Consider the following 22,978-nt stretch of genomic DNA (forward strand, 5'->3'; position numbering starts at 1 on the left):
GGAGGCGGGGACCCATAAACTCGAACGTTGCGTGTCACCAGTAACGCCAGCCCTTATAGATCCCCGCCTGCGCGGGGGTGACTGAACTGGAATGGGGCCGACCCTGACGCCGGCCCGTCCGGCGACCTTACGCCGTCTCGCTCACCGTTGCCGCATGACCCACCGCGATCGCGCTCAAATTCACGATCCCGCGCGGTCACGCTCGGCACCATCATCTGCAACGGCTTCGCCAGCCCCAGCAGCATCGGCCCCAGCGGCGCCGATTCGGTCGATGCCGACAACAACGACACCGCGATGTTCGCCGCATCGATGTTCGGCATCACCAGCAGGTTCGCCGAGCCGGTCAACGGGCTATCGTCGACCAGCCGCCGCCGCAGTGCCTCCGACAGCGCGGCATCGCCGTGCATCTCGCCGTCGAACTCGAATTCCGGCGCCATCTCCTTCAGCAACGCATGCCCTGCACGCATCTTCTGCGCAGACGGCGACCGCGACGCACCGAAGCTCGAATGCGACAGCAACGCCGCCTTCGGCTCGATCGCGAACGCGCGTACCGCTTCGGCCGCGAGCATCGTCATCTCGGCGATCTGCTCGGCGGTCGGATCGACCGTCACGTGCGTATCGCAGAAGAACAGGCTGCCGGTCCGCAGGATCACCGCCGACATCGCGTACAGCCGCGACACGCCCGGCATCCGCGGGATCAGCGGCATGACATACGTCATCTGAGTCCACCAATCGCCAATCCCGCCACACAGCGCCGCATCGACGCGGCCCTCGCGCAGCAGCATCGCCGCGGCGACGCTGGGTCGCGTCCGCAGCGCGCGCTCGGCGCTGTCCGGCGGCGTGCCGCGGCGGCCTACCAGCGCGCTATAGCCCGCCAGCAGCGGCTCGAAGACTTCGCGATCAGTAGCCGGATCAAGCACCTCGACGTCCGTGCCGATCGTCATGCGCAGACCGCTCGATTCGATCTTCTCGGCGATCACCTCGCGCCGCCCGATCAGCACTGGTCGCCCGATGCCCTCGTCGATCACCGTCTGTACCGCGCGCAACGTCCGCGGGTCCTCGCCTTCGCCATACGCGATCGAGCGCCCGGCCTGCTTGGCGCGCGCGAAGATTGGCCGCATCAGCTGGCCCGAGCGATACACGAACACTTCGAGATCGAGCAGATACGCGTCGAAATCCTCGATCGGCCGCGTCGCCACGCCCGAATCCATCGCCGCCTTTGCCACCGCCGGCGCAACATGCAGGATCAGCCGCGGATCGAACGGCTTTGGGATGATGTAGGTCGGCCCGAACACCGGCGTCGCGCCGCCGTATGCGGTGACCACCACATCCGAAGCGGTCGCGCGAGCGAGGGCCGCGATCGCGTCGACCGCCGCCACCTTCATCGCCTCGTTGATCTCGGTCGCGCCGACGTCGAGCGCCCCGCGGAAGATGAACGGGAAGCAGAGCACGTTGTTGACCTGGTTCGGAAAATCCGAGCGGCCGGTCGCGATGATCGCATCGGGCCGGGTCGCATGCACCAGCGCCGGCTGGATCTCGGGCTCGGGGTTCGCCAGCGCCAGGATCAACGGATCGGGCGCGAGCAGGTGCAGCCATTCCTGCTTCAGCACGCGCGGCGCCGACAGGCCGAGGAAGATGTCCGCCCCCTCCAGCACGTCCGGCAGGGTCCGCGCATTCGTCTTGCGCGCATACCGCGCCATGTTCGGCGGCATCACGTCGCCGCGATCGGCATGCACCACGCCGGCGATATCGGTCAGCGTCACGTTCTCGGGGTTAAGCCCCATCGACACCAGCAAGTCGACCGTCGCGAGCGCCGCCGCGCCGGCGCCCGACGTCACCAGCTTCATCTGGTCGAGCCGCTTGCCGCGCAGTTCGAGCACGTTGCGGACCGCGGCGGCACACACGATCGCGGTGCCGTGCTGGTCGTCGTGGAACACCGGGATGTTCATGACCTCGCGCAGCTTCGTCTCGATCTCGAAGCATTCCGGCGCCTTGATGTCCTCGAGATTGATCCCGCCGAACGTCGGCTCGAGCACGCGGACCGCTTCGATGAACGCCTGCGGATCGAGCTGGTCGATCTCGATGTCGAAACAGTCGATCCCGGCGAATTTCTTGAAGAGCACCGCCTTGCCCTCCATCACCGGCTTCGACGCCAGCGCACCGATCGCGCCGAGCCCGAGCACCGCGGTGCCGTTGGTGATCACAGCGACGAGATTTCCGCGAGCCGTATAATCGCGCGCCTTGTCGGGATCGGCGGCGATTTCCTCGCACGCAGCAGCGACGCCCGGGGAGTACGCGAGCGCAAGATCGCGCTGCGTCGCCATCCGCTTGGTCGCCTCGACCGAGAGTTTGCCCGGCTTGGGATAGCGGTGATAATCGAGCGCGGCTTTGCGGAAATCGTCTTCCATGGTCTTCCTAACCTGTCGGCCGCGGCGGCGACCGGGTGGGCGCGGGCAAGGCCCGCGGCGAATGTTCAAGGGAGCGCATAGCCTTAGGGGCACCAATCCGCCAACCCCGCACGGACGTAGCGTCGGTTTGGGGTGGGCGGGACTTGATGCAATACTAATCCAGCAACGGTACCACCCCGGCGAAGGCCGGGGCCCAATTGGAACGTCGGATCTAACGAAGCGCCGCACTCCGTTATCACCGTCCCCCAATTGGGCCCCGGCCTCCGCCGGGGAGGTGCGATCCAGGATGCGACCTAACGATCCTCCCCCGGCAGGGGGAGGTGGCACCGAAGGTGACGGAGGGGAGGGCACGGAACACAGGTTGTCGCCGACCTCCCCCTCCGACCGGCAAGCGCCGGCCACCCCCCTGGCGGGGAAGGATCGAAGATCCTGACCTCCACAGAATCCCTGTCCTACAGCGAACCAATATGGTTCGCTGTACCCCCAAACAGGGCGGGACCCACATCATGACCATCGACCACCTAATCGACGCCGTCATCGACCGCGAAGGCGGCTACGCCAACCACCCCGCAGACCGAGGCGGCCCCACCAGATACGGCATCACGCAACAAGTAGCCCGCACCAACGGCTACCCCGGAGACATGCGCAATTTCCCCCGCGCACAGGCCGAAGACATCTACCGCCGCCTCTACTGGACCCGCCCAGCCTTCGACCAGGTCGCCCCCGAGCCCCCAAAATCGCCGAAGAACTCTTCGACACAGGCGTCAACATGGGCCCCGCAGTCGCCGCCACCTTCCTACAACGCGCGCTCAACGCGCTCAACCGAGAGGCCACCGACTACCCCGACATGATCCTGGACGGCCGCATCGGCCCCGCGACTCTCACCGCGCTCGACGCGTTCCTCGCCCACCGCAAACCCGGTGGCGAAACCGTGCTTCTGAAAGCGATCGAGGCGCTCCAGGGCGAACGCTACGTCGCGCTCGCCGAGACCCGTCCCGCCAACGAAGCCTTCCTCTACGGCTGGCTCGCGAACCGCACCTGAGACGCGTCGGCGAAACGCTCCCAGCGTCTGCACTTCCTATACTTTACTTTTGCCGGAGGCAGCCGATGACCCCGCAACCCCTTGATCCCGCACCAGATCCCTGGATCACCCGCGCTCGCCCGACGTTCCTCTACGTGATGTACACTTTGCTGCTCGGTGCAATCCCCGCAGGCCTGATCGCCGCCGTCCGCCCGCAGATGGCGCAAGCGATCGCGGCAGGGATGTCCGCCTACCTGAACGCAATCCCCGAACCGCTCTACGCGCTCTTCGGCACTGGCTATCTCGGTTACACGGTGGCCCGGGAATGGGGGAAGGGGCGCTGACCTCCCGCTTTCGTCAGGATGACGGGGAGGGCGCGTGATAAGTGGTCCTGCCGTAGCGGCCCCACCGTTGCACCCCCAAAACCAAACCCTACATCGCGGCTATGAGCAACGACCCCCACGCCATGCCGACATGGCACGGCACCACGATCCTCTCGGTCCGCCGCGGCGGCAAGGTCGTCGTGATCGGCGACGGCCAGGTCTCGATGGGCCAGACCGTCATGAAACCCAACGCGCGCAAGGTGCGCCGCCTCGGCGACGGCAGCGTCATCGGGGGGTTTGCCGGCGCCACCGCCGACGCCTTCACGCTGTTCGAACGTCTCGAACGCAAACTCGAAGCGCACCAGGGCCAGCTCCTCCGCGCCGCGGTCGAGCTCGCCAAGGACTGGCGCACCGACAAGTTCCTCCGCAACCTCGAAGCGATGATGATCGTCGCCGACAAGGACGTGACGCTGATCCTCACCGGCAACGGCGATGTCCTCGAACCCGAGAACGGCGTCGCCGCGATCGGCTCCGGCGGCAACTACGCGCTCGCCGCCGCCCGAGCGCTGGTAGAATACGAGACCGACGCGGAGGTGCTGTGCCGCAAGGCGATGCACATCGCGTCCGAACTCTGCGTCTACACCAACGACCGCCTCACGGTCGAAACGATGGACAGCACGACCTGATGCGAAAACGCGCCGCCTAAATCCCGTCACCCCAGCGCACGCTGGGGTCTCCCTGTTTCAGAGCGTGCCCTCGCGGCACGAGATCCCAGCTTTCGCTGGGATGACGAATTGGAAGCCATGAACGACCAGCTCACCCCGAAGGCAATCGTAGCCGCGCTCGACGCCCATATCATCGGCCAGGCCGCCGCGAAACGCGCGGTCGCCGTCGCGATGCGCAACCGCTGGCGCCGCCAGCAGCTCAGCGAAGACCTCCGCGACGAGGTCACGCCGAAGAACATCCTGATGATCGGGCCGACCGGCTGCGGCAAGACCGAGATCAGCCGCCGTCTGGCGAAACTCGCCGACGCGCCGTTCGTGAAGGTCGAGGCGACCAAGTTCACCGAGGTCGGCTATGTCGGCCGCGACGTCGAACAGATCGCCCGTGACCTCGTCGAGGAAGCCATCCGCCTCGAAAAGGAACGCCGCCGCGTTGCCGTCAAGGACAAGGCCGAGGAGGCCGCAATGTCCCGCCTGCTTGACGCGCTCACCGGCAAGAACGCGAGCGAGGCGACGCGCGAGAGCTTCAAGCAGCGCTTCCTCGACGGCCATCTCAACAATGCCGAGGTCGAGATCGAGATCGAGCAGGCCCCGGCCATGCCGTTCGACATCCCCGGCGGCGCGCCGCAGATGATCAATCTCGGCGAGATGATGAAGTCGTTCGGCGGTGGCCAGCAGTTGAAGCGGCGCAAGCTCACCGTCCACGCGGCCTGGGACAAGCTCGTCGAGGAAGAGGCCGACAAGCGTCTCGACCAGGACGAGGTCAGCCGCGCGGCGCTGGCCGATGCGGAAGCCAACGGCATCGTCTTCCTCGACGAGATCGACAAGATCGCGGTCTCCGACGGCCGCGGCGGCTCGATCAGCCGCGAAGGCGTCCAGCGCGACCTGTTGCCCTTAATCGAAGGCACCACGGTCGCGACCAAATACGGCCCGATGAAGACCGACCATATCCTCTTCATCGCGTCGGGCGCATTCCACGTCGCCAAGCCGAGCGACCTGCTTCCGGAATTGCAGGGCCGCCTGCCGATCCGCGTCGAACTGAAGGGCCTGACCGAGGCCGATTTCGTCGCGATCCTGTCGGACACGAAGGCGTCGCTGCCGTTGCAGTACAAGGCGCTGATCGCCACCGAAGGCGTCGGCATCGAATTCACCGAAGACGGCATCGCCGCGATCGCGCGCATCGCCGCCGAGGTGAACTCGGAGATCGAGAACATCGGCGCCAGGCGTTTGCAGACGGTGATGGAAAAGCTGCTCGAGGAGGTGAGCTACAACGCTGAAGACCGCGGCGGCTCGAACCTCGTCATCGACGGCGCGTACGTCGACAGCCAGCTGAAGGAAATCGCCCGCAACACGGATCTGAGCCGCTTCGTGCTCTAATTGCTTTCCTGCGAACGCAGGAATCCAGGGTAACATGGCGAAACGCTCGCAACCCTGGACTCCTGCGTTCGCAGGAGAACAAAATTGGAGAGGAGAAACCATGGACGTAACCGAAGCCATAGCCGCTCGCTGCTCCGTCCGAGGCTTCCTCGACACCCCCGTCGATCCCGCACTCCTCCACGACCTAGCGATAAAAGCGTCCCGAGCAGCAACCGGCGGTAACCTCCAGCCCTGGCATATCGCCATCGTCCAAGGCGACACGATGGTCCGCCTGAAAACAATCATGGCGGACAAGATCGCCACCGGCGTGACTGAAACCCCAGCCTACGACATCTACCCGCGAGACCTCGCCGCCCCCTACCGCGACCGCCGCTACGCCGTCGGTGAAGCGATGTACGCGCACCTCGGCATCCCTCGCGATGACAAGCCCGCGCGGCAAAAATGGTTCGCCCGAAACTTCGAGTTCTTCGGTGCACCCGCCGCGTATTTCTGCACGGTCGACAGGCGAATGGGCCCGCCGCAATGGTCGGACCTCGGCATGTACCTGCAGAATCTGATGCTGCTCGCGGTAGAAGCCGGCCTCGCCACCTGCCCGCAGGAATGCTGGGCGATGTATCCGGAGACGGTCGGGAGGTTCCTGGACATGCCCGAGGACCGCATGCTCTTCTGCGGGATGGCGATTGGCTATGAGGACAAGACTGCCCCGGCCAACGCGCTGCGCACCGAGCGCGCAGATGCAGCGGAATGGCTGACGACGATCAAGCCGTCATCGTGACGAAAGTCAGGTTCCAGAGCCACAAGAGACCGCCCTTAGTTACCCGGGATCCTGACGTTCGTCAGAATGACGGGACTAGAGAACCACCGTCACCGGCTTGGCGCCTTTGATCCCCGCGAGGATCATCGCTTCCCAGACCGCCGGATCACCCGCCGCGGCCATCGCCTTGTCGGGCTCCCGGAGAGTCTTCAGCACCGCCAGCGCATCGGGCAGGTAATCCGCCCACGCCGCATCGATCAGCCGTGACGCCGACTCTGCATCGCCGCCGGCGTTCGCGCTGATCCGCTGTCCCGCCAACACGCGTGCGACGCGTTCGGCAACCGGTGTCGTGGAAACGTCCATGAGCATTCTCCTCGCGGGCTGGTCTATACCAAACCCGCGAGGCGAACGAATGCTCCTTTAGCGTGCCGAGCTCGGCCCTGCACCGCGCGCAGGACCACGGCCGCCACCGCCGCCGCCAGCCGGACGACCACCGCCCTGACCGCCTGGACGACCACCGCCCTGGGGACGACCGCCGCCGCCTTGGCCGCCGCCGCCACCCTGGCCGCCACGGCTAGCACCCGCATAGTTACGACCGGTCGTACCGGTCGCCCGCGGCGAATGCGTCGCACGCGGCCGTGCCGGATCGCGCGGACGGTCGATCCGGACTTCGGGATCGGCACCCATCGTCTTGACGCGCGTCTGCTTGATCTGGTTCGACAGGTTCACGAAATCGTCCGGCAGCGACCGGATCTGGACCTTCTGGCGGGTGATCCGCTCGATGTCGCGCAGGTACGCCTTCTCGTCATCGGCGCAGAACGCGACGGCGATGCCGCTCGCGCCCGCACGCGCGGTACGGCCGATGCGGTGGACATACTGCTCGGCGACGTTCGGCAGCTCGAAGTTGATGACGTGGCTGACGCCCGAGACGTCGATGCCGCGTGCGGCGATGTCGGTCGCGATCAGGACCTTGACCTTGCCCTGCTTGAACTCGCCGAGTGCCCGCTCGCGCTGGCCCTGGCTCTTGTTGCCGTGGATCGCGTTCGACGCGATGCCGTTGCCCGCGAGCAGCTTCACGACGCGATCGGCGCCATGCTTGGTGCGCGTGAACACGAGCGCCCGGTCGATCGCCGGATCGGCCAGCGTGATCGTCAGCAGCGCCTGCTTTTCCGACTGGTTGCAGAACGTGACATACTGATCAACGCGCTCGGCCGTCGTCGCAGCCGGCTTCACCGAGACCGTCTTCGGGTCGAGCAGGAACTGGCTGGCCAGCTCACGGATCGCGACCGGCATCGTCGCCGAGAAGAACAGCGTCTGGCGCTTCTTCGGCAGCATGCGGACGATTTTCTTGAGCGCGTGGATGAAGCCGAGGTCCATCATCTGGTCGGCTTCGTCGAGCACGAGGATCTCGATCATCGACAGGTTCACGAAGCCCTGCTCGATCAGGTCGATCAGACGGCCCGGCGTGGCGACGAGGATGTCGACGCCGCGGCTCATGTCCTGGCGGTTCTTGTTGATGCTGGTGCCGCCGAACACGGTCGTCACCGACATCTTGCTGAACTGGCCATAGGCGCGCGCGCTGTCTGCAATCTGGCTCGCCAGCTCACGGGTAGGTGCAAGCACCAGCATGCGGCAATGCGTCGGCAGGACGCGCTTCTGGTTTTCGGTCAGGCGCTGGATCGACGGCAGCACGAACGCCGCGGTCTTGCCGGTGCCGGTCTGCGCGATGCCGAGCAGATCGCCGCCTTCGAGCAGGATCGGGATCGACTGTGCCTGGATCGGCGTCGGCTCGGTATAGCCCTTGGCTTCGAGCGCACGGACGAGCGGCTCGGCAAGGCCGAGGTTTGCAAATGACATGTAGAGTCTCTCAAATAGATGCCGGGCTCGCGAATCCACACGAGGACGCGCGAGGGGCGGTGGTGTTTTGACACCCCGCGTGAAAAGGGAAGCCCGTTGGAAACGACCGAGGCGGAGCTAAGACCCTAAGGTCCAATCACGCTGCATTACGCCTCGATGGCCGCCATTTGGCGAACCACAGTCGAAAAGTCAACCTTCGGCCCCTTTTCGCACCCCTGGCGACGTCAGGTCCGGATCTGGCCCAGATGCAGATAGCGCTCGTTGAACTCCGCGGCGTCGCGCAGGCGGGGCCAGTCGGTCACGCTTACCTGCCGCTTCTTGCGCGCGATCAGCCCGTCGTTCTCGAGCGATTTCAGGACACGGTTCACGTGCACGGGGGTCAGCCCAAGCGCATCGCCGAGCTGTTCCTGAGTCATCGGCAACTCGTAGGCCATGGCATCCCCGAGCGTCGATTTCTTGAACCGCACGGAAAATTCACAGAGCAGATGCGCCAACTGGCTGCGCGCGTTGCGCCGACCAACGTTGAGCAGCCACTCGCGGTGGATCGATGCCTCGACCAGCGCATCGATCCACAAGGCCTGACCCGCGGTCGGGCACGCCTCGATAAATTGACGCAGCGCCACGATCGGCACTTCGGCCAACGTCAGTCTGGTCAGCGCCTGGATGTCGTGATCGGATTCATCGAGGAACAGGTTCTGGAGGTCGACGAACTCGCCGGGCATCAGGATCGACACGATCTCGCGCTCGCCATTAGGCGTCAGCTTTTGACGATAAGCGAGACCAGCAAGGATGAAGGCGCACCGGGTCGGACGTTGGCCTTCGCGCAGCATGTAGGTCGACGCATCGATCGTCCGCACCTTGAACGGCAGCGCAGCGATCTGAGCACGGTCATCCGCACGCAGCGCCATCCGCGACTCGAACTTCCGTGTAACCTGTTCAGTCACGGTGGACATATCCACGTGCACTCTCCGCATCAGGGCAGGAGCACTCGTTTCTCGCTGTCACCCTCACTGGGATAGCGCGTTGGCGGATGTCGCACCTTATCCCAGGATTGAGCGGACTGACAAAACCCATGTTATATTATTGCGGGGTGTTCCGACGTCCTTAGGGCACGGCGCCCGGTCGACGCCGGCGTCAGGCATGTAATGAACCGGAGGCACCCGCATGAGGGCTTCCCGGTTCGTCTATCGTGACCGCGACGGCGAGCAGCACATGCCCCTGGTCGTTGCGGACCGCGACACGAAAATGTGCGCCGTGGCGCGCGATCGCGGGATGATCGCTAAGATAATCGCCCGCGAAAATGACCGCCTGGACACGCGCGACCTCGTCGTCGGCCAAATCGGTGCCGTCGTCGTCATTGACGTGTTTATGGTTGTCGATGTCGAAGAAGTATCTGGGCATGCTCGACTTCCTCAACCGTTACGCAAGCCCAATTCCTAGCAGGCCGGCGCTCCCTGCGCTCTTACCAAAATCAGTTTCGATGCGCGCAGCAAGCTCGACTTGACCAGCGTCGCGGGCGTAGGATGCGTGCAAACAATAGAGGATCCGCCCCATGAAACTGGCCAGCCTGAAGCATCCCGACGCTACTCGGGGACGAGACGGCAAGCTTGTGGTCGTCTCCAACGACCTCGCTTGGTACGCTGATGCGAGCCATATCGCGCCGACGCTGCAGGCCGCGCTCGACGACTGGGACCGGCTTTCGATCGACCTCAAGAACCTGTCGACCGATCTCGAGCACGAGATGATCCCGATGCGCCGCTTCCACGAGCATGAGGCCGAGTCGCCGTTGCCGCGTGCGTATCAATGGGCGGATGGCTCGGCCTACGTGAATCATGTTGCGCTCGTGCGACAGGCGCGTGCGGCGGAGATGCCCGACAGCTTCTGGCACGATCCGCTGATGTACCAGGGCGGCTCGGACGGGTTCCTGGGGCCGCGCGATCCGATACCGCTCGCCGACGAATCCTGGGGCTGCGACATGGAGGGCGAGGTCGTCGTCGTCACCGGCGACGTGCCGATGGGCGCGAGTCGCGACGAGGCGCTGGCGGCGATCCTGCTGATTGGGCTCACCAACGACGTGTCCTTGCGCAACCTGATCCCCGGCGAACTCGGCAAGGGCTTCGGCTTCTTCCAGTCGAAGCCGGCCAGCGCGTTTTCACCGGTCTTCGTCACCCCCGACTCGCTTGGCGACTGGTGGAAGGACGGCAAGCTGCACCGCAAGCTGATGGTCGACCTCAACGGCCAGCCGCTCGGTCGCGCCGAGGCGGGCGAGGACATGACGTTCGATTTCGGCACGCTCGTCGCCCACGCCGCCAAGACCCGGAAGCTCGGCGCGGGGACGATCGTCGGCTCCGGCACCGTCTCGAACCGCGGCCCCGATGGTGGCCCCGGCAAGTCGGTTGCCGAGGGCGGTGTCGGCTATTCCTGTCTCGCCGAAGTGCGGACGATCGAGACGATCCAGGGCGGCAAGCCCGTCACGCCGTTCCTCAAGCAGGGCGACGTCGTCCGGATCTGGGCCGAGGACGACAAGCGCCATCCGATCTTCGGCGTGATCGAACAGACCGTCGGCGGCTGAATTCTGCGGAGGGGGAGAAAATCCGCGCGGCACATCGTGAATGCGCAACTCCCCTCGCAATCTGCGTTGAAATTTAATAACAAGCCTCGGTAAGAGTGTTCCGCGGTCACAGCGGCCTCATGGAGATGGAATGACGATGGCAAGCGAGCATCCGCGCGCCAATTTGCAGCCCCTTACGCTGCATATCCCCGAGCCGAAGTTCCGCCCCGGCGACGCGGTGGACTTTGCCGAAGTCGACGTGCCGCCCGCCGGCGAGGCACGCCGGCCCGACACCGCGGACAAGGCGTCCGACTTCATCGATCTCGCCTATACGCTGGTTCGCGTGCTCGACGACGACGGCAATGCGGTCGGCCCCTGGGACCCCAAGCTTTCGCCCGACGTGATGCGCCGGATGTTGCGCAGCATGGCGCTGCTCCGCGCGTTCGACGAACGGATGTTCCGCGCGCAGCGTCAGGGCAAGACCAGCTTCTACATGAAGGCGCTCGGCGAGGAGGCGGTCGCGGTTGCGGCGGCGTACGCGCTCGATTACGAGGACATGTGCTTCCCCTCGTACCGCCAGCAGGGGCTGTTGATCGCGCGGGGCTGGAGCCTCGTCGACATGATGAACCAGATCTATTCGAACACGGCCGACAGGCTCGGCGGCAAGCAGCTGCCGATCATGTATTCGGTCAAGGAAGCCGGGTTTTTCTCGATCTCGGGCAACCTCACGACGCAGTACCCGCAGGCGGTCGGCTGGGCGATGGCATCCGCGGCCAAAGGCGACACGCGGATCGCTGCGACCTGGTGCGGCGAAGGCTCGACTGCGGAGGGCGACTTCCACTCCGCCTGCACCTTTGCCGCGGTGTATCGCGCGCCAGTGATCTTCAACGTTGTCAACAACCAGTGGGCGATCTCCAGCTTCTCCGGTTTCGCCGGTGCCGAGGCGACGACGTTTGCAGCACGCGCGGTCGGCTACGGCATTGCGGGGCTTCGGGTCGACGGCAACGACGCGCTGGCGGTCTATGCAGCGACCGAATGGGCCGCCGAACGCGCGCGCACCAATCAGGGCCCGACGCTGATCGAGCACTTCACCTACCGCGCGGAAGGCCATTCGACCTCCGACGATCCCGGCCAGTACCGGAGCGAAGGCGAGCCCAACGCCTGGCCGCTCGGCGACCCGATCAAGCGCCTCAAGGACCATCTCATCGCGATCGGCGAATGGGACGAGGAGCGCCACGCGGCACAGGACAAGGAACTCGCCGAGCAGGTCAAGGCCGCGCAGAAGGAAGCCGAGAAGAACGGCATCCTCGGCCACGGCCTCCACCAGCCGCTCGAGTCGCTGTTCGACGGCGTGTTCGAGGAGATGCCGTGGCATCTGAAGGAGCAGCGCCAGCAAATGCTCGACGAGGAATCCGCGAGCGGCCGCCCTTGGGATATCAAGGCATGAGCGCCCAGCCCAACCAGGCCCCACCAAACTCCGTCATCCCAGCGAAAGCTGGGATATCCCGGTTATCGAGCGTGCCCTCGCGGCATGAGACCCCAGCTTTCGCTGGGGTGACGAAGGTGTTTGTATGAGCGACGTGACTGAAGCACGTGGGTCGGGCGCAACCGAAGCAGCGGAAGCGGCTGCGGCCTCGTCGAGCCACGCAGGTACCGAACCCACCACCCGCATGAACATGATCCAGGCGATCAACTCCGCCATGGACATCATGATGGAGCGCGACCCCGACGTGATCGTCATGGGCGAGGACGTCGGCTATTTCGGCGGCGTTTTTCGCGCGACCGCAGGGCTGCAAGCCAAGCACGGCAAGACGCGCGTGTTCGACACCCCGATCACCGAATGCGGCATCATCGGCGTCGCGGTCGGCATGGGCGCCTACGGCCTGCGCCCCGTCCCCGAGATCCAGTTCGCGGACTACATCTACCCCGCGCTCGACCAGCTCGTGTCCGAAGCTGCACGCCTGCGCTATCGTTCCGCCGGCGAGTTCACTTCGCCGATCACGGTCCGCTCGCCGTTCGGCGGCGGCATCTTCGGCGGCCAGACGCACAGCCAGTCGCCGGAGGGGCTCTTCACCCACATGTCGGGGATCAAGACGGTGATCCCGTCGACCCCCTACGACGCCAAGGGCCTGCTGATCGCCGCGATCGAGGACAATGATCCGACGCTCTTCTTCGAACCCAAGCGCATCTATAACGGCCCGTTCGACGGCTATTGGGATCGCCCGTCGCAGAACTGGTCGAAGCACCCGGCCGGCGAAGTCCCGACCGGCTATTACAAGATCGAGCTCGGCAAGGCGAAGATCGTCCGCGCAGGCGAGGCGCTCACGATCCTCGCCTACGGCACGATGGTCCACGTCTGCGCGGCCGTTGTTGCCGAAGCCGGGATCGACGCCGAGATCGTCGACCTGCGTACGCTCGTGCCGCTCGACATCGAGACGATCGAGGCATCGGTGAAGAAGACCGGCCGCTGCATGATCGTCCACGAGGCGACTCGTACCAGCGGCTTCGGCGCGGAGCTGTCGGCGATCGTCCAGGAACGCTGTTTCTACCATCTCGAGGCGCCGATCGAGCGCGTGACCGGGTTCGACACGCCGTACCCGCACAGCCTCGAATGGGCCTATTTCCCGGGGCCGGTCCGCATCGGCGAAGCCCTGAAAAAGATCATGAAGGACGCATAATGGCCCGCTTCACCTTCAAGCTGCCGGACATCGGCGAAGGCATCTCCGAGGCCGAGATCGTCGCATGGCACGTCGCCATCGGCGACCGCGTCGAGGAGGATCTCGCCGATCGCCGACATGATGACCGACAAGGCCACCGTCGAAATGGAGTCGCCGGTGACCGGCGTCGTCGTCGAACTGGCGGGCGAAGTCGGCGACCAGGTGTCGATCGGCGCCGCGCTGGTCGTGATCGAGACGGACGCGGTGGACGCCGCGGACGAAGTCGTCGCCGCGCCGCTGACGTCGGCCCAGGCCGAGACCGCGGAGCAATACGAAGCCGAGAACCCCGGCGTCGAACTCCTCCCCGAAACGGGGAGGGGGACCGCCGGCGAAGCCGGGGGTGGAGGGGCGTGCCGCAAACGACCCCGCCGGTGGCGGATACTGCATCGGTGGGCATGTACCCGCAGACCGCTCCGCCCGTGGAAGCCCCCTCCACCATCCTGCGGATGGTCCCCCTCCCCGTGCCGGGGAGGATAAGGCGCACGCGCTCGCATCCCCAGCGGTACGCGCCCGCGCGCGACCTCGGGATCGACCTCGCCTCGGTAAAGACCGACTCCGACCGAGTCCGCCACGCCGACCTCGACTCCTACCTCCGCTACGGCTCGGGCGAAGGCTACCACCCCCGCATGCGTCGCGCGCCCGCGAGGACCAGCCCATCAAGGTCATCGGCATGCGTCGCCGCATCGCCGAGAACATGGCCGCCTCGAAGCGCGCGATCCCGCACTTCACCTATGTCGACGAGATCGACGTCACCGCTTTGGAAGCGATGCGCGCCGATCTCAACGCCAACCGCGGCGGCCGCCCCAAGCTGACGATGCTCCCGCTGATGATCGTCGCGATCTGCAAGACGATCCCCGACTTCCCGATGCTCAACGCGCGCTACGACGACGAGGCGGGCGTGGTCACGCGCCACGGCGCCATCCACCTAGGCATGGCCGCGCAGACCGACGCCGGGCTCACCGTCCCCGTGATCCGCGACGCACAGGACCGCAACGTCTGGCAGCTCGCCACCGAGATCACGCGCCTCGCCGAAGCCGCGCGCCGGCAAGCTCGCCCCCAGCGAAATGGGCGGCGGCACGATCACGGTAACTTCGCTCGGCCCGCTCGGCGGCATCGCCACCACCCCGGTCATCAACCGTCCCGAAGTCGCGATCATCGGCCCCAACAAGATCGTCGAGCGTCCGGTCTTCCGTTCTGACGGAAGAGGGGGTGACGAGGTGGTTCGCGCCAAGCTGATGAACCTGTCGATCAGCTGCGACCACCGCGTCGTCGACGGCTGGGATGCGGCAAGCTTCGTCCAGGGCCTCAAGAAATACCTCGAAACCCCGGTCCTCCTCTTCGCCGACTGAGAGAATACGAAGACCTTAAAACCCCCTCTCCCGAAGGGGAGAGGTGAGGGGCCCGCCCGGCCCTTGCCGGGTGGGAAGGGTGAGCGCACGACTAAGAGCGCTCCAAACTTCACCCCGGCGGAGGCCGGAGCCCAATTGAAGAGGTGGAAATAACGGAGCGCGATGCTTCGTCATGTTCATCCCTCATTTAGGCCCCTTTGCCCTAACCACACGCCGTCACCCCAGCGACAGCTGGGGTATCCCGGTTGCTAGGTGCGTCGCTCGAACCGGGAGATCCCAGCTTTCGCTGGGATGACGGGGCCGCACATCGCAGTAGTGGCGATGGGAAGTCAGACGATCTCGAACAACCCCGCCGCACCCATTCCGCCAGCGGTACACATCGACACCACGACATAGCGCACCCCCGCTTGCGCCCCTCGATCAGCGCATGCCCGACCAGCCGCGACCCCGTCATCCCGAACGGATGCCCCACCGCGATCGCACCACCGTTGACGTTGTACTTTTCCGGATCGATCCCGAGGAAATCGCGGCAATAGAGGCATTGCGACGCGAACGCTTCGTTCAGCTCCCACAGGCCGATGTCGCCGACCGACAGTCCGGCGCGGTCGAGCAGTTTCGGGATCGCGAAGATCGGCCCGATCCCCATTTCCGCCGGGCTGCACCCCGCCGCCTGGAACCCGCGATAGATGCCGAGGATGTCCTTGCCCTCAGCCTCCGCGGTCCTGCGGTCCATCAGCAGCTGCGCCGACGCGCCGTCGGACAGCTGGCTTGCATTGCCCGCGGTGACACTCGACCCCGGTCCGGAAAACTCACCGCCCGGCCACACCGTCTTCAGCCCACGCAGCCCTTCCAGCGTCGTGCCGGCGCGGATGCCCTCGTCCTGCGACAGCGTGACGCTCTCGATCCCGGCATGCGCGCCCTGCTTATCGTAGAGCGCCTTTTCGACAGTAATCGGCACGATCTCCTCGGCAAACGCCCCGTTCGCCAACCCGGCGGCGGCACGCTGCTGGCTCATCGCCGCATAGGCATCCTGCGCCTCGCGGCTGATGCCGTATTTCACCGCAACGATCTCAGCGGTCTCGATCATCGGGATATACGCCGCCGGCTCCTTCGCGATCACGCTGGCGTTGACGAACCGCGGCGCGTCCTTGGTCACGGTATAGCTGATCGACTCCATCCCGCCGGCCAGCGCGACATCCGCCTCGTCGCACATGATCGTCCGCGCCGCGAGTGCCACGGCGGTCAGCCCCGACCCACATTTCCTGTCGAGCGTAAACGCCGGCACCGATTCCGGCAGCCCGCCCGCAAAGATCGCCATCCGTCCGGCGTTACCGCCCTGCGTCCCCCATTGGTTGCCGACGCCCCAGAACACTTCGTCGATCCGCGCCGGGTCGATCCCGGCACGCTCGACCACCGCGTTTATCACATGGCCCGCCAGCACCGGCGCCTCGGTCGCATTGAACGCGCCGCGATACGCCTTGCCGATAGCGGTACGGGCGGTCGAGACGATGGCGGCTTCACGCATGCTGGAACCTTTCGAGGATCGGGTATGCGCCCGATCTACCGCGTCGTTCCCGCAACGCAAAGCCCGAAGGTCTCACTTCATCAAGACAAGCTCTTCGGCCATCGTCGGATGCAACGCGACGGTCGCATCGAAATCGGCCTTGGTCAGCCCGGCCTTCACCGCGACCGCGGCGGATTGCAGAATTTCGGGGCAGTCGGGGCCGATCATGTGGATGCCGACCACCCGGTCGGTCTCGCCGTCGCAGATCATCTTGTACAGCGAGCGCTCGTTGCGGCCTGCCAGCACGTTCTTCATCGGCCGGAAGTCGGACGTGTAGACCTTCACCGAGCCAAGCGCCTGCTTGGCCTGCGACTCGGTCATGCCGACGCCGGCCATCGGCGGATGGCTGAACACAGCGGCGGGGACATTGGCGTAATCGACACGCGTCGGCTTGCCGCCGAAGAAGGTGTCGGCGAACGCCTGTCCTTCGCGGATCGCGACCGGGGTCAGCTGGATCCGGTTGGTGACGTCCCCGACCGCGAAGATCGAGTCGCAGCTCGACCGGTTGTCCTCGTCGACGATCACCGCGCCTGCGGCGTCCATCTCAACGCCTGCCGTGTCGAGCCCGAGGCCCTTGGTGTTGGGCAAGCGGCCGGTCGCGAACACCACTAGGTCGACGGTGATCGGCTCATGCCCGCTCATGCGGACCGTCAGACACCCGTTCTCGTCCTTCTCGATGCTCTCGAACGCGGCATTGAAGCGGAAGTCGATGCCTTTGCTCATCGAGATCTGGAGTAGGCGGTCGCGGATCGACTCGTCATAGCCGCGCAGGATCACGTCGGTGCGGTTGACCAGCGTGACGTGCGATCCGAACTGGTGGAAGATCCCGGCGAACTCGTTGGCGATATAGCCGGCGCCCGCGATCAGTACGCGCTTCGGCACGTCGTCGAGATGGAACACCTCGTTCGAGGTTATGCCGTGCTCGGCACCAGGGAACTCCGGCACCAGCGGATGCGCACCGACCGCGATCAGGATCTTCGCGGCGGTCTTCGTGGTGCCGTCGGCCAAGGTAACCTGGTTCGGGCCGGAGACGACCGCGCGCTGGTGGATGATGTCGACATGGTTGTTCTGGAGCGTGGTCGTGTACGCGCCGTTGATCCGGTCGACCTCCTCCATCACGTTGTCACGCAATGTCGGCCAGCTGAACGCACAGTCGTCGGGCACCTGCCAGCCGAACCGCTTGGCGTCCTTCAGATCCTCGGCGAAATGCGCGCCGTAGATCAGCAGCTTCTTCGGCACGCAGCCACGGATAACGCAGGTGCCGCCGACCCGATACTCTTCCGCGACCGCGACGCGTGCACCGTGCGCGGCGGCGACGCGCGAGGCTCGTGTACCGCCAGAGCCTGCGCCGATGACGAAGAGGTCGTAGTCGAATTGGGTATCGGTCGCGGATGTGGTGTCGGTCACGGGCAGTCCTCGTAGGTCGCATGCCGCGGGGCGGCTTTGCATGCCATCTGGGGCAGCGGGCACGAGGCGGCAACCCCGGCGCGGCGATCACACTGATCGGCTCAGCCTATCGCTGCCCCGCCTTGCGCATCGGCATCGCATCGATCGTCGCCTCCAGCGCGGCGGCAGGAAAGGGCTTCGCACTGCGGAGTTTTTCGCCGCCGTCCTTGCCGATCAGGAGCGCGGTGAAGGCGGCGGGGAGGTGGTATTTGCGGCGGAGGCCGGCGGCAGTGTTGGTGGCGCCGCGGACCGTGTCGCCGACGACTTCGACGATGGTGAGGTCGCGCGCGTCGGCGTTGCTCTTCCAGTTGGCGAGGATGCGGCGTTGCTCGGCAAGTGCCGTGTCTTCGGCGGAGGGCGCCGCAACGATCAACACGCGCCGCTCCCACCTCATCTGAGCGATAGTCGGGGAAGCGGCGAGCGCTACGGCGAGGATGATGGGCATGAAACGGGAACGCTCCCGCTTCACCAAAGCTCCCGTCATCCTGGGCTCGACCCAGGATCCAGAGCCGCAGACGTTGTCGCTCTTGGCTCTGGATCTGGGATCAAGTCCGGGATGACGACGGGGCTTTACCCGAACGCGCGCTTGATCAGATCGTCGGTCGAAGGATCGAACGTCTGTCCGCCCTTCTCTGCCGCCTTCGCCATTTCCTTGCCCAGCTCCACCCCGAACTGGTCGAACGAGTTGATCCCCAGCAGCACTCCATTCACGAACACGCGGTGCTCGTAGAACGCGATCAGCGCGCCGAGCGTGTGCGCATCGAGGTCGTCGAGCAGCAGCGTCGACGACGGCCGGTCGCCCGAGTAGCTCCGCGCCGGATCCTCGACCTGCTTGCCCGCCATCAGCGCCGCACCCTGCGCAAACGCATTCAGCAACAGCGCACGGTGATGCTCCTCGGGCAGCGTGTCGCCCGGCTCGATCACCGCGATGAACTCGACCGGCACGAGATGCGTACCCTGGTGAAGCAACTGGAACACCGCATGCTGCGCCTCGGTGCCAACCCCACCCCAGGTGATCGCCGCCGAAGGCCGCCCAAGCGGCTGCCCGTCGACCGTCACAGACTTGCCGTTCGACTCCATCTCGAGCTGCTGGAGATAGCTCGGCAACAACCGCAGCCGCTCGTCATACGCGAACGGCGCGCGCGTCTCGGCATGGCGGATCTGCGTGTAATACAGGTCGGCGAACGCCGCGAGCGCCGGCGCGTTCTCGTGCAGCGCCGACAGCCGGAAATGCCGGTCCATCTCGGCCGCCCCCTCGAGCAGTTCCTCGAACCGATCCCAACCCAGCGCGATCGCTGCCGGGAACCCGATCGTCGACCACAGCGAATACCGGCCACCGACGCTCTCCGCGAACGGCAGGATGCGAGTCTCGTCGACACCCCATTCCATCGCCTTTTCGGGCGACGCGGTCAGCGCGATCACGCGGCCATAGGGGTCCTCGACATTATGCTCGGTCATCCACTGCAGCACGCTTTCGGCGTTCATCAGCGTCTCGGTCGTGGTGAACGTCTTCGACGCGACCACCAGCAACGTCGCCGCCGGATCGAACTTCGCGAACACGTCCTCCAGCGCGACGCCGTCGACATTCGCGACGATCGCCACATCATACCGCTTGTCGTCACGCCCCAGCGCATCGACCAGCAACTGCGGTCCCAGCGCCGACCCACCAATTCCGACGTGCAGGATATGCCGCACCGGCCCCAGTGCTTCCGCCTCGATCGCGTCGATCAGCGTCCGCATCCGCGCGTGGCTCGCCTGGGCGATCGCGACGCTTTCGGGCTTGCCCTCGCCGCGCTCGGCAGTGTGCTCGACCGCGCGGCCCTCGGTGACGTTGACGACCTCGCCCGAGAACAGCGCCTGGCGCTTGCCCGCCAGGTCCTGCGCCTTCGCCATCTCCTCGAACGCGGTGACCATGTCCGTCGTCAGGTGAGTCTTCGACCAGTCGAAGTGAATCCCCGCGACGTCGAGGCTCAGCTTCGAGAGGCGCTCCGAGTCCGCCGCGAACAGGTCGGTCAGCTTGGTGGCGGGCAGGGCTTCGATCTTGGACCAGTCGGCGGTCATGCTGCTTCTCCGAATAGACGTGCGCGCCGGTCATGCTGCAAGCGCGAGACCGCGACAACGCTCTTTCGGTGACACGTATCCCGCACACGCTTGACGATAGGCGCAGGTTGAGCAAACCCGCGCGGATGGCAAATGACGTGAAGACCAAACCCAAGCGCTCTGAGACGCCCCGTTCTGAAATGGGCGAAACGTTCCGCTTCCTGCTCAAGCTAGCTGTGGTCGTGCTGATCCTGCGCAGCTTCATCTTCGCGCCGTTCAGCATCCCGTCCGAGTCGATGCTGCCCCGGCTGCTGATCGGCGACTATCTCTTCGTCTCGAAGTGGAACTACGGCTATTCGCGCTGGTCGCTCCCGGCCGGCATACCGCTCATCCCCGGCCGCATCTTCGGCAGCACGCCGACCCGCGGCGACGTCGTCGTCTTCCGCGCGCCCGAAGTGCTCGACCACGATGTCATCAAGCGCGTCATCGGCCTGCCCGGCGAGACGATCCAGATGCGGCAAGGCACTGTCTACCTCAACGGCAAGGCGATCCCGAAGCTCCGCATCGCCGACTTCACGATCCCGCTCACCGCCAATTTCAACGCCGAGAAATGCGGCGCACCGTTCGTCGATGTCGTCGCCAACGTCCAGATCTGCCGCTACCCCCGCTTCCGCGAAACGCTTCCCGGCGGCCGCAGCTATGAAGTGCTCGACCAGGCCGAACTCCCCGACCGCGACGACACCGGGCTCTACACCATCCCGACCGGCCACATCTTCGTGATGGGCGACAACCGCGACGACAGCGGCGACAGCCGGTTCCCCGCGCCGCAGGGCATGGGCTACGTCCCGCTCGAAAACGTCGAGGGCAAGGCGGTCGTCAACTTCTTCTCGACCGACGGCGATGCCGAATGGCTGAAGCCGTGGACCTGGGTCAGTGCCGCGCGCTGGAGCCGTATCGGGGAAGGCTTTGAGCGACCTCGCCGGCTGGCTGAAGACGCTCTTCGGCCGCGCACCGACCAACCTCGCCCCCTATGAGCGCGCGCTGACGCATGGCAGCCAGGCCGCCGCGAACTACGAACGACTCGAGTTCCTCGGCGATCGCGTCCTCGGCCTGATCATCGCCGAGTGGCTATACGAACTGTTCGTGACCGACCCCGAGGGCTCGCTGTCGAAGCGCCTAAACGCACTCGTCACCGGCCCGGTCTGCGCCGACGTGGCGCGAGAACTCGGCGTCCGCGCGCATCTAAAACTCGGCAAGCAGGCGCGCGACGACGGCGCCAGCGACAGCGACAACGTGCTCGGCGACGTGATGGAAGCGCTGATCGGCGCCTGGTACCAGGAAGCCGGCCTCGATGCCGCCCGCGCCTTCATCCGCGGCGCATGGGGAGACCGCGTCCAGGCCGGCGCAAAGGCCCCGCAACACCCCAAGTCCGCCCTCCAGGAATGGGCCGCCGCCCACAACCGCAAGCCCCCGAATACACCATCGTCGAACGCACCGGCCCCGGCCACGCCCCCAAATTCACGATGCTCGTCTCGGTAGGCAAGCTAGCCGAAGCAACCGCGACGGGCTCCAGCAAACAGGAAGCGGAAACCGCCGCGGCGAAGGCATTGCTCGAGAAGCTCGGCTAAGAAGGTTGGTTCACGCGGAGACGCGGAGCCGCGGAGGCGGTGCGTTTGGAACTCCGGACTTGCCCCGAACGCCTCCGAGATAATCGGCGGCGCATGATCGCAGACGGCGCGAGCCCCATCCACACCATCTCCGCGCCTCCGCGCTCCGCGTGAACCATTTCTCCTTCTCGGACTGCGCCCGACGCGCCGGCGAGTGAGGCCGCAATTCGGCGGGAATGACGCGAGGGCGTTTTGTCTGTATGACCGCCCCCGAATATCCCGATGCCGAAAAGAGCCTAAGTGACCGAACCTACCACGCCTGAAATCTCCACCGCCAAGCATTGCGGCCTAGTCGCCATCGTCGGCGCACCGAACGCGGGCAAGTCGACGCTCGTCAACGCGCTCGTCGGCCAGAAGGTCGCGATCGTCAGCCCCAAGGCGCAGACGACGCGAGCCAAGCTGATGGGCGTCGCGATCGAGGGAGACACGCAGATCCTGCTCGTCGACACCCCCGGCATCTTCGAGCCCAAGCGCCGCTTCGACCGCGCGATGGTCGCCGCCGCCTGGGGTGGCGCGGAAGGGTCGGACATCATCGCGCTCGTGGTCGATGCGAAGGGCGGGATCGGCGGCAAGGTCACGACGATCGTCGAGTCGCTGGTCGGCCGCACCGAGCCGATCTGGCTGGTCCTCAACAAGGTCGATCTCGCCGACAAGACCAAGCTGCTGATCCACGCCGAGAAACTCAACGCGCTCCTCCCCTTCGCGGAGACGTTCTTCATCAGCGCGGGCACCGGCGACGGCCTTGCGCACTTCAAGACCGAGCTCGCCAAGGCGATGCCCGAAGGCCCGTGGCATTATCCCGAGGACCAGGTGTCCGACTCGACCGAGCGCGCACTGGCGTCCGAAGTCACGCGCGAACAGCTCTATCTCCAGCTCCACGCCGAGCTGCCCTATGCGAGTACGATCGAGACCGAGCAATATATCGAACGCCAGGACGGCTCGTTGGAAATCCACCAGCAGATCCTCGTCGAACGCCCGACGCAGCGCGCGATCGTCCTCGGCAAGGGCGGCGTCCGGATCAAGGAAATCGGCGCCCGCTCGCGCATCGAACTCGCCTCGATCACCGGCAAGCCCGTCCACCTGTACCTGCACGTGAAGGTAAAGCCGGGCTGGGACGAAGACCGCGAAGTCTATCGCGACATGGGCCTCGACTGGGTCGACTGACCTCACCCAAGAAGACTG

General features: G+C 65.7%; 15 protein-coding genes and 6 pseudogenes. 12 read left to right on the top strand and 9 right to left on the bottom strand.

All coding sequences use genetic code 11. The features are described 5' to 3' along the window. Positions 1-127: 127 nt before the first annotated feature. A pseudogene (locus QP181_RS17625) lies at positions 128-2,408 on the bottom strand (NADP-dependent malic enzyme). Positions 2,409-2,914: 506 nt separating this feature from the next. Here QP181_RS17625 and QP181_RS17630 point away from each other — a divergent pair. The 5 genes and pseudogenes from QP181_RS17630 (at position 2,915) to QP181_RS17650 (ending at position 6,626) form a co-directional block, all read left to right on the top strand. Further along, positions 2,915-3,450: pseudogene (locus QP181_RS17630) on the top strand (glycoside hydrolase family 108 protein). Between the two features lie 89 nt (positions 3,451-3,539). After that, positions 3,540-3,773, top strand: a pseudogene (locus QP181_RS17635) (3TM-type holin); the annotation flags it as partial. A 122-nt stretch (positions 3,774-3,895) separates the two neighbouring features. Beyond that, positions 3,896-4,438: an ATP-dependent protease subunit HslV gene (hslV, locus tag QP181_RS17640; RefSeq protein ID WP_056053053.1), complete on the top strand. Its 543-nt coding sequence runs from the start codon at positions 3,896-3,898 to the stop codon at positions 4,436-4,438. 117 nt (positions 4,439-4,555) lie between these two features. Next, positions 4,556-5,851: an ATP-dependent protease ATPase subunit HslU gene (hslU, locus tag QP181_RS17645; RefSeq protein ID WP_132896049.1), complete on the top strand. Its 1,296-nt coding sequence runs from the start codon at positions 4,556-4,558 to the stop codon at positions 5,849-5,851. 100 nt (positions 5,852-5,951) lie between these two features. Further along, a complete protein-coding gene (locus QP181_RS17650) occupies positions 5,952-6,626 on the top strand; it encodes a nitroreductase (RefSeq protein WP_333929329.1) in 675 nt (224 codons plus the stop codon). Positions 6,627-6,701: 75 nt separating this feature from the next. Here the strand turns inward: QP181_RS17650 and QP181_RS17655 are convergent, their stop codons facing one another. The 4 genes from QP181_RS17655 to QP181_RS17670 all read right to left on the bottom strand — a co-directional run bounded on the left by QP181_RS17655 (position 6,702) and on the right by QP181_RS17670 (position 9,863). Beyond that, the gene (locus tag QP181_RS17655; RefSeq protein WP_132896051.1) at positions 6,702-6,968 is read right to left on the bottom strand and encodes a hypothetical protein; all 267 of its coding nucleotides are present in this window, start codon (positions 6,966-6,968) and stop codon (positions 6,702-6,704) included. A 57-nt stretch (positions 6,969-7,025) separates the two neighbouring features. Further along, complete coding sequence (locus QP181_RS17660) at positions 7,026-8,462, bottom strand: DEAD/DEAH box helicase (RefSeq protein ID WP_333929330.1); 1,437 nt, start codon at positions 8,460-8,462, stop codon at positions 7,026-7,028. A 224-nt stretch (positions 8,463-8,686) separates the two neighbouring features. Next, the gene (locus QP181_RS17665; protein ID WP_333929675.1) at positions 8,687-9,415 is read right to left on the bottom strand and encodes a Crp/Fnr family transcriptional regulator; all 729 of its coding nucleotides are present in this window, start codon (positions 9,413-9,415) and stop codon (positions 8,687-8,689) included. A gap of 181 nt (positions 9,416-9,596) precedes the next feature. Next, the gene (locus QP181_RS17670; protein ID WP_132737420.1) at positions 9,597-9,863 is read right to left on the bottom strand and encodes a DUF6894 family protein; all 267 of its coding nucleotides are present in this window, start codon (positions 9,861-9,863) and stop codon (positions 9,597-9,599) included. A gap of 151 nt (positions 9,864-10,014) precedes the next feature. Between QP181_RS17670 and QP181_RS17675 the strand changes: the two genes are divergently transcribed. From QP181_RS17675 to QP181_RS17690, 4 genes and pseudogenes are all read left to right on the top strand, one after another. Beyond that, positions 10,015-11,034 (top strand): fumarylacetoacetate hydrolase family protein, encoded by a 1,020-nt coding sequence (locus tag QP181_RS17675; protein ID WP_333929331.1) that lies wholly within the window; start codon positions 10,015-10,017, stop codon positions 11,032-11,034. A 136-nt stretch (positions 11,035-11,170) separates the two neighbouring features. Beyond that, positions 11,171-12,460 (top strand): thiamine pyrophosphate-dependent enzyme, encoded by a 1,290-nt coding sequence (locus QP181_RS17680; RefSeq protein WP_332755807.1) that lies wholly within the window; start codon positions 11,171-11,173, stop codon positions 12,458-12,460. A 223-nt stretch (positions 12,461-12,683) separates the two neighbouring features. Continuing rightward, a complete protein-coding gene (locus QP181_RS17685) occupies positions 12,684-13,691 on the top strand; it encodes an alpha-ketoacid dehydrogenase subunit beta (protein WP_056053047.1) in 1,008 nt (335 codons plus the stop codon). After that, positions 13,691-15,079 (top strand): annotated as a pseudogene (locus tag QP181_RS17690) (dihydrolipoamide acetyltransferase family protein). The gene QP181_RS17685 and the pseudogene QP181_RS17690 overlap by 1 nt, the downstream one beginning before the upstream one ends. Positions 15,080-15,408: 329 nt before the next feature. On the opposite strand, the pseudogene QP181_RS17695 reads toward QP181_RS17690, so the two are convergent. From QP181_RS17695 to pgi, 4 genes and pseudogenes are all read right to left on the bottom strand, one after another. Next, positions 15,409-16,604, bottom strand: a pseudogene (locus QP181_RS17695) (thiolase family protein). Between the two features lie 72 nt (positions 16,605-16,676). Beyond that, a complete protein-coding gene (gene gorA, locus QP181_RS17700) occupies positions 16,677-18,050 on the bottom strand; it encodes a glutathione-disulfide reductase (RefSeq protein ID WP_333929332.1) in 1,374 nt (457 codons plus the stop codon). Between the two features lie 106 nt (positions 18,051-18,156). Beyond that, a complete protein-coding gene (locus QP181_RS17705; RefSeq protein ID WP_333929333.1) occupies positions 18,157-18,573 on the bottom strand; it encodes a DUF4174 domain-containing protein in 417 nt (138 codons plus the stop codon). Positions 18,574-18,659: 86 nt separating this feature from the next. Then, positions 18,660-20,150, bottom strand: a complete 1,491-nt coding sequence (pgi, locus tag QP181_RS17710) for a glucose-6-phosphate isomerase (RefSeq protein WP_333929334.1) — start codon at positions 20,148-20,150, stop codon at positions 18,660-18,662. 125 nt (positions 20,151-20,275) lie between these two features. On the opposite strand from pgi, the gene lepB reads away from it, so the two are divergent. From lepB to era, 3 genes and pseudogenes are all read left to right on the top strand, one after another. Then, positions 20,276-21,163: a signal peptidase I gene (lepB, locus tag QP181_RS17715; protein WP_443027603.1), complete on the top strand. Its 888-nt coding sequence runs from the start codon at positions 20,276-20,278 to the stop codon at positions 21,161-21,163. Continuing rightward, positions 21,096-21,757, top strand: a pseudogene (gene rnc, locus QP181_RS17720) (ribonuclease III). The gene lepB and the pseudogene rnc overlap by 68 nt, the downstream one beginning before the upstream one ends. 279 nt (positions 21,758-22,036) lie before the next feature. Next, on the top strand, positions 22,037-22,960 hold the full coding sequence (gene era, locus QP181_RS17725; protein ID WP_333929335.1) for a GTPase Era: 924 nt from the start codon (positions 22,037-22,039) through the stop codon (positions 22,958-22,960). Positions 22,961-22,978: the final 18 nt, after the last annotated feature.

It is taken from the genome of Sphingomonas sp. LR55 (assembly GCF_036856015.1).
In the GTDB taxonomy this organism is placed as follows: Bacteria; Pseudomonadota; Alphaproteobacteria; order Sphingomonadales; family Sphingomonadaceae; genus Sphingomonas.